This is a genomic window from Streptomyces sp. NPDC059477, assembly GCF_042749375.1.
Lineage (GTDB): Bacteria > Actinomycetota > Actinomycetes > Streptomycetales > Streptomycetaceae > Streptomyces.
The window spans coordinates 84,621-96,627 of sequence record NZ_JBHYUG010000016.1 but is presented as its reverse complement, the minus strand read 5'-3'; the positions used below and the strand labels follow the sequence as shown (position 1 = coordinate 96,627).

The following is a 12,007-nucleotide window of genomic DNA, read 5'->3' as shown; positions in this document are numbered from 1 at the left end:
CGTCGAGCCCGAAACGGCGGACTTCCCCGGCACCGGCGCCGGGAGCGACCTCGAAGCACGAGGAGAGCACGGCCACGAGGAGAAGCCCCGCGCCCATGCTCGTCACCCTGACCCGGCTGCCGTACCTCCGGCACCGCCGACGACTCGTCCCGGACGCCGAGGCAGACCGGCGAAGCCCACAGGGTGACTTCGAACCGAGCCCCCTCACGGGCCGACCGCACGGCTTCCCTGCTGCGCGGGAAAACGCTGCTCGCCACGATCGTGCCTTGCCGTGTCCGACCTCTACGATCTCGCGGTGGAGATATGGACGGATCCCCCTGCCAGGACCACCGTCGAAACGGTCGTCCGCCGCTACTTCAGCCTCCTGCGGGCCGGGAGGATCCCCGAGGCCGTACAACTCGTCGATCACACGCCGGTCCGGCATGTGCTCCAGCGGCTGTGGGTCGGCTCGGTCGGAGCGAGCGTCGAAGCGGATGACGCGGATGACGCGGATGACAGGCTCGCTGCCGACCAGTGGGAGCGGGACCTGTCCTGGCTCGGCGAACTCACCCTCGGAGACTTCCACTGGGGCCACACCGGCAGCAGCTTCTACGTCGAGATCACCTACAACGCGCGGACGATCGAGGTGTCATTGGGCTTCTGGGTCAAGCCCACCGACACCGGCTGGGTCGTCTCGGGACCCTCCACCCTCTGGTAGGACACCAGCGACACCCACGAGACCAGCACGATCCGGGCGCCGCCTGGATCTCCCGCCACCGAACGATCAGCTGCCGCCAGACGGGTCGGTGCCGGGCGGCACCAGCGAGTCCGCCGCTCGCCTGATCAGCGCGCGGGCCCGCGCACCGTACACCGCCATATCCGCGAGCGCGGAGAACGTGTCGGCGTACATGGCGACCTCGCTGGGCTGGGTCAGTGTGAGGTGTCCGGAGACCAGCTCGACGTTGACCTGTGCTCTGTCAAAGATCCAGAAGCCCTCCACGGGCATACGCGACCTGCCGAGCCGGGTGGGCACGATGCCGACGCTGATGTTGGGCAGAGCGCCGACCGTCAGCAGTCGCTCAAGCTGTTCGGTCTGGGTCTCCGCGTCGCCGAGCCCATTGCTCAGCACGGATTCCTCGATCAGAAAGGAGAAGGTGCGCGGAGCGTCGTGGAGGACGCGTTGGCGCTCCATCCGCACCGCCACCGCGTCGGCCACATCATCGACCGCGACCCGTCGCCTCTGCACCGCGCGCAACACGTCCTCGGTGTACCCATGCGTCTGGAGCAATCCGGGCACCAGCCACGAGGAGTAGGCGCGGAACCAACGGGTGCGCTCGAAGAGCGGCAGCACGGCCTGCTGCGCCCGCCGCAACCCCGAGCGTTCCATACGACGCCACTCCACCCACCCACCGCGGTGAAGACACTGGTCACCAGGTCAAGTACCGCGCGCTCTTCCCGCCATTCCCGGTCCACCACATCTCCATCCCCAAAGAGAAGAAGGTGAACAACACGACCGACCCATCGAACATCCACAGGCCGGTGCCGGGAAGCGCGATGTCCGCCGCCCTGCGCCGAGGAAGCCAGCGCACCAGCTCACCGGCCGCGATATTGGCGAACGTCAGGTCATGCTCGTACCGGATGTAGTCGGTCACCGGTTCGGAGACGATACGGGCCCGGCGCATCACCACCCCACGGGCCGTCGTCTCGCCCACCACATCCCGCCACGAGCCCCAGCCGTCAGGGAGCCTGGCCGGATCACCGTCGTAGCGGTGCCCTGCCCGCCAGCGGGCGAACTCGGGGTCGTCCGGGGTGTACCGGTCCCGCATCTCCAGGTGGACCGCCGAGTGCCGCGCTCTCGCCAGTCCGTCACGTACGGGGTGCTTCACCGTGGCCGCGACCCGCCCCCGTCTGGCAGTCCGGGCCCCGGCGCCTGTGGGACGAGGTGACCGACGCCTACCGGTGGTGGAAGGAAAGAGGTTCACCTGGTCCTGCCCGGCTGGGGCTCACGGTCGACGCGTACGGCGGCCAGCGCGCGTGGCTCGACGACCCGGCGCACGAGTCCTGGCCCGTCCGCCGCCCCGGATGAGCCCTCGCAAAGGGATGGGCCCCGCCCGGTCGCCGGACGAGGCCACCGTCCGGTGGTAGTACCTGCGCGGTACAGGCACCACCACCGGTGGACGATCACAGACGGTCACAGATTCTTTTCGAGCGCCGCGCCCTCGGGCGGCATGACAAGGGTGTTCCACAGCGTGGACGGGCCGGCGACGTTGGCGTTGCGGAACTCCTCCCAGTACCACTGCGGGCCCAAGAGCTGCTTGACCCTGGGGATGATCTCGCCGTCGGGGCCGGCGTAGTAGCGGACGCGCTCGGCGCGGCCGTCGGTGACGGCGCCGTAGATGACGTCGGCGGCGACGGACGGCTCGGAGCCGAAGGATGCCTGCGGGGTGTCGAAGAAGGCCTGGAGGCCGGCGTCGTAGTCGGACGGGGCGTCCTGGGCGATGTCCATCTTCGAGAAGATCCGGGTGTTGTGGCTGCCGGGGAAGACCGCCTTCACCGAGATGCCGAAGGGGGCCAGTTCGATGTTGAGGCCCTCGCTGAGGGTGGCCACGGCGGCCTTGGAGGCGGCGTACACCGAGGTGTACGGGTACCCCTGCTCCGCGCTGATGGAGGAGAGATTCACGACCACGCCCGTACGGCGGGTGCGGAAGTGGGGGAGGAACGCCTTCGTGAGGGCGATGAGGCCGAAGACATTGGTCTGGAACTGGCGGTGGATCTGGTCGGAGGTGGACGCCTCCAGCGGGCCCATCTGGTAGTAGCCCGCATTGTTGACCAGGGCGTCGACCTGCCCGAACTGCGCTATGGCCTGCTCGGCGAAGGCGGCGTCGGCGGCCTCGTCGTTGACGTCCAGGAGCAGGGTGCGGACGTTGTCCAGTCCGTCGTGGACCTTGAGGTCGGCCTCCTTGCGGACGGTGGCGACGACGTTCCACCCCTCCGCGGCGAACCTCTTGACGGTGGCCTGTCCGATGCCGGACGCGGTGCCGGTGATGGCGACGGTGCGATTCATGGCGTGTGCCTCTTTCACTCAGGTGGCGCTTGGTCACTCACGTAGCGCCCGGTTTTGAAAGTAGGAAGTTACCTACATTTAGAACCGTAGACCCACCCCTCGAAGCTTGTCAAGTAACCACCTACCTACTTATCCTGTGAACATGGCCCGCAACGCAGAAGAGACCCGGCAGAAGATCCTCGACGCCGCCATGGACGAGTTCGCCCAGTACGGCATCGCCGGAGCCCGCGTCGACCGCATCACCACCAACGCCGGCGTCAACAACGCCCTGCTGTACCGCTACTTCGGCGGCAAGCTGGAGCTGTTCGACACCGTCTACAGCCGCCTCGTCATCGAGACCGTCGACGAGGTACCCCTCGACCCCCACGACCTCCCCGGCTATGTCGGCGACCTCTTCGACTACTACGTCGGACACCCTCAGGTAGTACGCCTCACGGCGTGGCGCCAGCTCGAACGGCCCGACCACCCGCTGCCGACAGTCGTCACCGACAGCTACCACGACAAGATCGACAGGATCACCGAAGCCCAGAAGGCGGGCGCCGTCACCACCACCGTCCCCGCCGGCGAACTCCTCGCCCTCGTCGTCCACCTCTCCCTCATCAACACACCGATGAGCCTGGTCATGGACACCCCCATCGACCATGACCGCCGACGGGAGACCGTCGTGGAGACCGTGCGGACCCTGCTGGCGGGGTGACCGCCGACGCCCCCCGGCATACCCCTGCACCGGAGGTACCCCCGCTACCGGACTCACTCCTAGGTGACGGGCGGCCCCAGCCCACGCATCCGACGACGACGCCACCGCCCGGGAAGCTGGACGTACGGCGGCCGGAGTGACCGCGGATACCGGCCACCGGCCTGGCCATAATGTGCCCATGCCTCACGAGTTCCCCATCGGCCTCACCCCTCCCGACTGGCTGGTCCGGAACCTGAAGCCCCAGCAGGCGCCGGTCAACCGGCCGGCCGTCGCCCGCGCAGCCGTCGCGATGACCCTGCCGCTGGCGATCGGACTGGCCGTCGGGCAGCCCGCCTACGGGGCCCTCGCCTCCATGGGCGCCCTGTCCGGGGTCATCGGCGACACCGCCGACGCCTACCGGATGCGGATCCTCAACATCGCCATCCCACAACTGTTCGGCGCGATCGGGGTCACCCTCGGCTCGCTCGCCTTCGGGCACGGCTGGCTCACCGTCCTCGCCGTCACCGCCATCGCCCTGGTGTCCGGCATGATCTCCACGATCGGCGCCGTCGCCTCCGTATCCGGACTGCTTCTGCTGCTCAACGCCGTGATCGGCGCCGGGCTGCCGATGCCGGGACCCTGGTGGGCGGCGCCGCTGCTGATGACCGGCGGCGGGCTGCTGGTCCTGCTGCTCGCGCTGCTCGCCTGGCCGCTGCGCTCCGGCGTCCCCGAGCGCGCCGCCGTCGCCGACACCTACCGCAAGGTCGCCGCACTCCTCGCCGAGAGCGCCTCCGACGGCTACGAGGACGCCCGGCACGCCGCCACCCAGTCGCTCAACCAGGCGTACGACCTCGTCCTCGGCCACCGCACCCGCCACCACGGCCGCAGCGCCGACCTCACCCGGCTGATCGCCCAGCTCAACGCGATCACACCGGTCATCGAGGCCGCCCCCGCCGCCCATCTGTCCGGCATCCCGCTGCCGCCGCAGATCCCCTCCGCCGCACGGCACCTCGCCGACGCCGTCGAGACCGGCTACCGCGGACCGATAGGACTGGTCCTCCCCGGGCCGCAGAGCGAGAGCGCCCGGGCCGTCGACCACGCGCTGCGGCACGCCGCCGACGTCGTCACCAGCCCCGATGTCGACCCCTACGGGATCGACGACGGCCTCGGCCGCCCGGCCGGCCCGCGCGTCCGCGCCGCCCGCGCGACCCGGACCGTCGTCCTGTCCGCCGGCTCCTGGCGCTACGGCCTGCGCCTCGCCCTGTGCATCGGCATCGCCCAGGCGCTGGTCTCCCTGGTCGACGTCCCCCGCTCCTACTGGGTCGCCCTGACCATCACCTTCGTCCTCAAGCCCGACTTCGGCTCGGTCTTCTCCCGAGCCCTGCTGCGCGCCCTGGGCACGGTCGCCGGGCTGGTCGTCGCGGCGGCGGTGCTCTCGGAGGTACCCCGCGGCTGGTGGGACGTACCGGTGATGCTGCTCCTCGCCCCTCTCATCCCCGCCCTCACCCCACGGGGGTACGGGTATCAGACCGCCGCCATCACCCCGGTGATCCTCCTGCTGTCCGACACCCTCAACCGCGAGGGCACCGCCCTGCTGCTGCCCCGGCTCCTCGACTCCCTGATGGGCTGCGCCATCGCGCTGATCGCCGGATATCTGCTCTGGCCGGAGAGCTGGCACACCCGCGTCGGCGACCGGCTCGCGGACGCCGTCGCCGACAGCGCGCGCTATGCCGAATCCGCCTTCGGCAAGGACACCGACCCGGCGGGCCGCGCCCGGATGCGGCGCCGCCTGTACCGCGATCTGTCCGTCATCCGTACGGAGTTCCAGCGCGCCCTGACCGAACCGCCACCCACCGGACGCCACGCCGCCGCCTGGTGGCCACTGGTCGTCGCCGTGGAGCGGATCGTCGACGCGACGACCGCCGCCCGGGTCCGCGTCGAACACGGGGCCGAACCACCCGCGCGGGCCGAGGTCGACCAGGTGGCGCTCCAGTTGCGCGAGCTGTCCGAGGGGCTGCGGGAGGTGGAGGTGCTGTTCCCGGTCCGTACGGATCTCACCGGGCCCGCCGACAGTGTGCTGGAGCCGCTGCGGCAGGAGGTGGCGGCGGCACGGGCGATCACCTCGCCCCGCTGACCGGCCGATCACCTCCCCCCGCTGACCGCCCGGACAACCGGCTACGGCCCGCCCTGTGCAGAGGGCGGGCCGTAGCGGGTGGGGGGTGGGCTCGCGCTCGGCTAGCGGCTGCTCTTCTCCAGTGACTTGTCCGCGACCTTGTCCATGGCCGCGGCCAGGCCGTTGATCCACAGCCGCTCCACGCGGGCGCGTTCATTGGCGTTGGGGATGGCGTTGGTGCAGGAGGTACCGGGGCCGCCGCCGGACATCAGCTCGCTGCACGGGCCCGAGTAGTTGTCGGGCAGCCCGAGGACATGACCCGTCTCGTGGGCGGTGACCCGGGTCGAGTTGTACTGCTGGTTCTGGCGGTAGTCGAGGAATATGTAGCCCCTGCCGTGCCCGTCGGTGGAGGCGTAGGAGCCACGCGGGTCATTGCCCTCGCGGTAGCTGAAGTTGGCGGGCGAGCCCTGGCGGAGCTGGACATTGGCCACGTTGCTGTTCCAGATCTGGGTGGAGCGGGCGATCTGCGCGGCGAAGGTGGGGGCGCGCGAGGCGTCGTAGGTGACGGTCACGGCCGCGGCGGAGCTGGGGTTCGCGGCGCGCTGTTCGGCGACGGACTTCACCACGGCCTCGAAGAAGGCGCGGCTGGCGTCCGACTCGGCGGACTCGGCGGACTTGGAGATGAAGTGGGCGGGGGCGGCCGTGGTGCTGAGCGGCGCGGGGGCCGCGGCGGCGGGGACCGTCATCCCGAACCCGGCCGTGGCGACACCGAGGGTGAGAGCGGCAGCCGCACGGACGGCGGAGGACACCCGGACGGTACGAGACGTACGGGGGGTACGGGGGGTACGGGCGGTGGAGGAACTGCGCATCGAAGACTCCTTGGTGGGGGTGAGTCGTTCAACACGAGAGTTTCGGGGCCTGTGCGCCCGCTGTGATGATGGCAGCAGGTGATAGCACGGCCCTATCCCCTCTATCCCCCCTGTCCCCCCACCCCGCCCACCCCCCTCACCCCGTTCTCCTCGGGGCCCAATTGACAGGCATAGCAGGGGATTTGTACGTCTGGTGCAACCCTGGCTTCCGCCTTAGCCTCCGAGGGCATGGAGCTTGAGGTGAGACACCTCCGCGCGGTGTGTGCCATAGCCGACACGGGCAGCCTGCACCGGGCCGCCCGGCAACTGGGCGTCGCCCAGCCGTCGCTGAGCACGCAACTGCGGCGGATCGAGCAGGAGCTGGGCGGTGCCCTGTTCCTCCGGGCGAGATCCGGCTGCCGCCCCACCCCGCTGGGCCGGCTGGTGCTCAGCCGGGCCCGGCCGCTGCTGGCCGAAATGCGCACCCTGGTCGCCGAGGCGCGGGCCGCCGCGGCGGGCGGTGCGGAGCTGCGGATCGGCTCGACCGCCAGCAAGGCCCTGAGCGGCTGGCTGCGGCGGCTGCGCGGCCAGGGCCGGGACCCCACCCTCCAGATGAACGTGTCGCCGAACGTGCTGCTGCGCATGGTCGCCGATGGCCAGCTCGACATCGCGTTCGTGCACGAGGTGGAGGGCTGCCCGCTGCGCGTCCCGCCGGAGCTGTGCCGACGGGTGCTGCTGGAGCGCGAGCCGCAGTTCGTGTCGCTGCCGGCCGATCATCCGGCGGCGGCGAAGACCGAGGTCGACCCGCGTGAGCTGGCCGGGGACCGCTGGATGATCGACTCGTCGGTGGACGGCGAGTGGGACGCGGTCCAGCGGATGCTGCGCGCGGCCGGGGTCAGCCCCCTGGTCCAGCACGGCGACTACCACACGGCCGGTGCCCTGGTCGCCACCGGCGAGGTGGTCACCGTCTGCCAGCCGACCGCGTCCAGCCCCGACATGGCCGTACGACGGCTGCACGGCGACCCCATCGGCGTACGGCTGCTGCTGGCGGCCCGTACGGACACCGACCTGGACGGGGTCTTCGCCGCGCTGGAGGAGGCGTACTGGGAGGTCGCCCGGCAGGCACCGGCGTACCGGGAGTGGCTGGAACGCGACGGCGTACGGCAGCCGCCGGTCCCAGCCCCTGCGCACAGCGTCGTGCGGGTGGCTCAGACGCCGATGTCCTTGCCGTCGGTGCGGTAGACCGCGACGACGGCGGGACGGTTGATCTTGCCGGGTCCGTCGGGCCAGGCGCTCAGCGGGTTCTCGGCGGAGGCACCGTCCAGCTCGCCCGGGTGCTGTACGGCGACCAGTACCCGCCGGTCCTGGATGATCGGGCCGCAGGTCTCGGCGCCCTTGGGCACGGTGAGGAACTGCTTCAGCTCACCCTTGCGGTCGCCGCGGGTGGCGACGCCGAAGAGCCCGTCGTGGGTGCCGAGCTGGTTGCCGTCGGTGGAGATCCACAGGTTGCCGTGGTCGTCGAAGGCCACGTTGTCCGGGCAGGAGATCGGGCTGACCTTGTCCTTGGGGAACCCGGCGAAGTACGTCGCGGGGTCCTTGGGGTCACCGGCGACCAGGAACAGCGTCCAGGCGAAGGTGGTGGACTCGGCCTTGTTCCAGCGCTCGGTCAGCTCCAGGATGTGCCCGTGCTTGTTGGCGTTGCGCGGGTTGGCCTCGTCCGCCTTGGCGTTGGTGCCGATGCCGCGGTTGGTGTTGTTGGTGAGGGCGATGTAGACCTTGCCGGAGTGCGGGTTGGGCTCGACGTCCTCGGGGCGGTCCATCTTGGTGGCGCCGACCTTGTCACCGGCGAGCCGGGTGAAGACGAACACCTCGTCGGCGGTCATGCCCTCGACGTGCGAGACGGCGCCCTTGCTGGTGGCGGTGGCGATCGGGATCCACTGGCCCGAACCGTCGAACTCGCCGTCGGCCGGGAGCTTGCCGGTGCCGTCGATCTCGATGGCGGGCGAGTCGCCGGTGAGCTTGGCGACGTAGAGGGTGCCCTCGTCGAGCAGCGTGAGGTTGTGCTCGCGCACGGACCGGCCGCTGCCCTTCTTCATCCGCTTGCTGCCGACGAACTTGTAGAAGTAGTCGAAGCGCTCGTCGTCACCGGAGTAGACGACGGGACGGCCGTCGTCCGTGAGGCGGACGGTCGCGCCCTCGTGCTTGAAGCGGCCCAGCGCGGTGTGCTTGCGCGGGGTGGAGTCGGGGTCGGTCGGGTCCAGCTCGACGATGTAGCCGAAGCGGTGCGGCTCGTTGGGCTCCTGGGCGACGTCGAAGCGCTTGTCGAAACGCTCCCACTTGCGCTCGCTGGCGGCGGCGCCGAGACCGTAGCGCTTGTCGTTGGGGCGGGTGGCGTTGGCGAAGTACTGGTTGAAGTTCTCCTCGCCGTGCAGCGTGGTGCCCCAGGGGGTGACACCGCCGGCGCAGTTGTTGAGCGTGCCGAGGACCTTGGTGCCGGTCGGGTCGGCGGAGGTCTTCAGCAGCGGCGACCCGGCGGCGGGGCCGGTGACCTTGAACTCGGAGGTGGCGGTGATCCGCCGGTTGAGCGAGTGCCGGGGGACGACGGTGAGCTTCCCGCTCTTCTTGTCCTCCTCCACCACGACGGCGGACAGCCCATGGGCGGCCCAGGCGATCTCGACCTGCTCGCGGGTGGGGTTGGCGGAGTTGTAGCCGCGGAACATGAGCACCTCGTCGGTGTACTCATGGTTGGCGACGAGAATCTGCCGGTCGCGCTCGCCCGGCACCGGCAGCAGCGCGAGGAAGTCGTTGTTGTAGCCGAACTGGCCGGCCTGCGCCTTGGCGGTCTGCTTGTCCGGGTCGAAGGCCGGGGCGCCGCGCAGAATGGGCTCACCCCACCGGATCACGATGTTCTGCTTGTGCCCCGTGGGGATGGTCACGGCGTCGTTGGTGTTCGGCGCGACGGTCGTGAAGCGCAGCCCGCGGGCGGACTGGCCCGCGCTCCCGCCCGCACCGGTGGCGGGCGCGGCCTGCGCCTGCGGGGCACCCGCCACGGAGACAGCGCTCCCGGCGGCGGCAGCGGCGGTGACGACCGCGGCGGCCCGCACGACGGAACGGCGGCTCAGCGCGGTGGCGATCACATCACCGACGTACGGGTTCGCGGTGGTGTTGGGCACCTCGTGGAAACAGGCGTCACCACAGCGGAAGCGGCACGTGAGCGCGGCGCGGCCACCGGGGTGCGAGTCGTTCGAGGTTCTGATGATGGGCAGTTGCATACGCACTTGGTTCTCCCCTTGCTTCCCCTTTTATCCAGCGTGACGGACGGTAGGAGCACGTTTGTGCGGGAGCGGAGCCGTCGGATGAACTACGAGTGAACTAAAGGTATCCAAGGGAGAGTTGACGCTAGGCGCGTAGACCGGCCAAAGGTGTGGCTGATGTGCGGCTGGTACGTAACAGGACATTATCCGACATTACGCTGCGGGCCGCGATGCCCGCGTCACGCCATGGCGATGGCACGGTCAAAGCGTTGCTGCAAGGCTGCCCGCGCGATCGAAGTGGCGGCCGGGTGAACCGACCCCAAGATCGCCCCCTGAGGCCGCTAACCTTACGTGTCCGTCCTGGCCAGGGATCGGCTGGCATCAACTCACACGAAGGGTTGCGCACATGGGCATTCTCACTCTCCTGCGGAACGCATTCGGCCGCACGCGCAGAGCGCGATCCGCCGAGGCAGAGGGTACGGGGACGCCTGCGGCGGCCACGGTGGAGTCGGAGGCGGCAGGGGCAGAACCAGCCACACCGACCATCCCGAGCCCGGCGACGGCACCGGACGCGGAGGGGGCGGTTCCGGCTGCGCCTGCGAAGACGGCGGTGGCTGTGCCCGCGGCTTCGGGGGCGGCTGTGGGTTCGTCGTCGGAGGCGGTGGCGGGCAGGGCCTCGACGGTGGTCACGGAAGCGGCTCCGGCTGTGGTGACGGAGGCTGCTTCGGCCGTGGTGACGGATACGGGTCCGTCCTCGGCGGTGGATGAGACTCCGGCTACGGCTACGGCTACGGCTACGGCTACGAGTGTGGCGCCGGACGCGGTGCAGGTGCAGGTCCCGGAGCCGCGGCTCTCCTCGCCGGAGGCGCATGAGCTGGTGGCGGCGGCCTTCGACAATGTGGCGGTGCCGGTCGTGCCCAGGCCGGCGGGGGAGCCGAGGCTGGAGCAGACCGAGGAGCGGGTGGAGGAAGCGGGGCCGGTCGCCGAGCGGGCGACGGAGGCGGAGGTCCCGGAGGCGGAGACGACACCAGCGGAGCGGCCCGCCGAGGAGGAGCCGACGCCGGTCACGGCAGAGGCCGAGGACGCCGAGACCGAGGAGCCGGTGACTTCGGCGACGCCCTCAGAGCAGCCCGCCGACGAGAAGCCGACGCCAGTCACGGCAGAAGCCGAGCCCACCGAGACGGAGACCACGGCCGGGGAACCGGAGACTGCCACAGCACCTGCGGACCAACCCGCCGACGAGCAGCCGACGCCGGTCACGGCAGAGGCCGAGGAGTCAGTGGCCGCGGCTGAAGAGCCGGAGCCTGCGGCAACGCCCGCCGAGGCGGAGGCGCCCGCGGAGCAGCCCGTCGCCGAAGAGCAGACGCCGGTCGAGGCGGAGCCCGAGGCCGGGGAGCCGGTGATCGCGGCGACGCCGACCGCCGAAGAGGCGGTGGCCGAGGACACCCCGGTCGCCGCCGAACCCGTAGCGGACGAGGCGGAGCAGCCCGTACCGGAGACGGCCGAGGACCCGCAGCCGGAGCCGACGGAGCCGGAAACCGCGCCGGAGGCGGAGCCGAAGGCGACGGCGGAGCCGGAAGCCCAGACCCAGTCGGAACCGGAACCGGAGACCGCCTCGGAGCCGGAAGCCCAGACCGAACCGGAATCGACGCCAGAGCCGAAATCGGATCCCGAGCCCGAATCGAAGCCGGAGCCGGAGCCGGAAGCCCAGACCGAGCCCGAGCCCACCCCGCAGCCGGAGACCGCCCCGGAGCCGGAAACCGCGTCGGAGCCCGAAGCCGCGTCGGCGAGCAAGGCGGAAGCGTCGAGCGAGACGGAAGCGTCGAGCGAAACCGAGCCCACCCCCGCCGCCGAGCCGGTCGAGACCCCCGCACCCGAGGCCGCCCCCAAGACCCCCACCCCCGAGGCCGCCGACGGCGAGCAAGCCCCGCAGGGGCCACCCGCACCCGACGACGAAAGCAGTACGGGTGGTGCGGGTGGGAACACACCCCGCGATGTCGAAACCCCACCGGTGCCACCCTACCCCGCCCCCCCACCCCCCCCCCCAACACCCCACCCCACCCCCCCCCCCCC

8 protein-coding genes and 2 pseudogenes are annotated in these 12,007 nt (G+C 70.8%); 5 read left to right on the top strand and 5 right to left on the bottom strand.

Annotated features, from left to right (window positions below):
* Positions 1–271: 271 nt before the first annotated feature.
* On the top strand, positions 272–697 hold the full coding sequence (locus ACFXAZ_RS11500) for a hypothetical protein (protein ID WP_384587944.1): 426 nt from the start codon (positions 272–274) through the stop codon (positions 695–697).
* Between the two features lie 66 nt (positions 698–763).
* Here ACFXAZ_RS11500 and ACFXAZ_RS11495 read toward each other — a convergent pair.
* The 3 genes and pseudogenes from ACFXAZ_RS11495 to ACFXAZ_RS11485 all read right to left on the bottom strand — a co-directional run.
* A pseudogene (locus ACFXAZ_RS11495) lies at positions 764–1,390 on the bottom strand (DUF5753 domain-containing protein); the annotation flags it as partial.
* Positions 1,391–1,406: 16 nt separating this feature from the next.
* Positions 1,407–1,865: a DUF6879 family protein gene (locus ACFXAZ_RS11490; RefSeq protein ID WP_384587941.1), complete on the bottom strand. Its 459-nt coding sequence runs from the start codon at positions 1,863–1,865 to the stop codon at positions 1,407–1,409.
* A gap of 305 nt (positions 1,866–2,170) precedes the next feature.
* Complete coding sequence (locus ACFXAZ_RS11485; RefSeq protein ID WP_384587938.1) at positions 2,171–3,043, bottom strand: SDR family oxidoreductase; 873 nt, start codon at positions 3,041–3,043, stop codon at positions 2,171–2,173.
* Positions 3,044–3,185: 142 nt separating this feature from the next.
* Here ACFXAZ_RS11485 and ACFXAZ_RS11480 point away from each other — a divergent pair, with 142 nt between their 5' ends.
* Together ACFXAZ_RS11480 and ACFXAZ_RS11475 are read left to right on the top strand one after the other, a co-directional pair.
* Positions 3,186–3,740 (top strand): TetR family transcriptional regulator, encoded by a 555-nt coding sequence (locus ACFXAZ_RS11480; RefSeq protein WP_384587935.1) that lies wholly within the window; start codon positions 3,186–3,188, stop codon positions 3,738–3,740.
* 178 nt (positions 3,741–3,918) lie between these two features.
* Entirely contained in the window at positions 3,919–5,853 is a 1,935-nt protein-coding gene (locus tag ACFXAZ_RS11475) for an FUSC family protein (protein ID WP_384587932.1), read from the top strand.
* A 101-nt stretch (positions 5,854–5,954) separates the two neighbouring features.
* Here ACFXAZ_RS11475 and snpA read toward each other — a convergent pair whose 3' ends face one another.
* Positions 5,955–6,701: a snapalysin gene (snpA, locus tag ACFXAZ_RS11470; RefSeq protein ID WP_384587929.1), complete on the bottom strand. Its 747-nt coding sequence runs from the start codon at positions 6,699–6,701 to the stop codon at positions 5,955–5,957.
* A gap of 228 nt (positions 6,702–6,929) precedes the next feature.
* Between snpA and ACFXAZ_RS11465 the strand changes: the two genes are divergently transcribed.
* A complete protein-coding gene (locus ACFXAZ_RS11465) occupies positions 6,930–7,922 on the top strand; it encodes a LysR family transcriptional regulator (RefSeq protein ID WP_384587927.1) in 993 nt (330 codons plus the stop codon).
* Here the strand turns inward: ACFXAZ_RS11465 and ACFXAZ_RS11460 are convergent.
* Complete coding sequence (locus ACFXAZ_RS11460) at positions 7,889–9,958, bottom strand: PhoX family protein (RefSeq protein ID WP_384587924.1); 2,070 nt, start codon at positions 9,956–9,958, stop codon at positions 7,889–7,891. The two genes, ACFXAZ_RS11465 and ACFXAZ_RS11460, sit on opposite strands and share 34 nt — an antisense overlap.
* A gap of 784 nt (positions 9,959–10,742) precedes the next feature.
* Here ACFXAZ_RS11460 and ACFXAZ_RS11455 point away from each other — a divergent pair.
* Positions 10,743–12,007: pseudogene (locus tag ACFXAZ_RS11455) on the top strand (hypothetical protein); the annotation flags it as partial.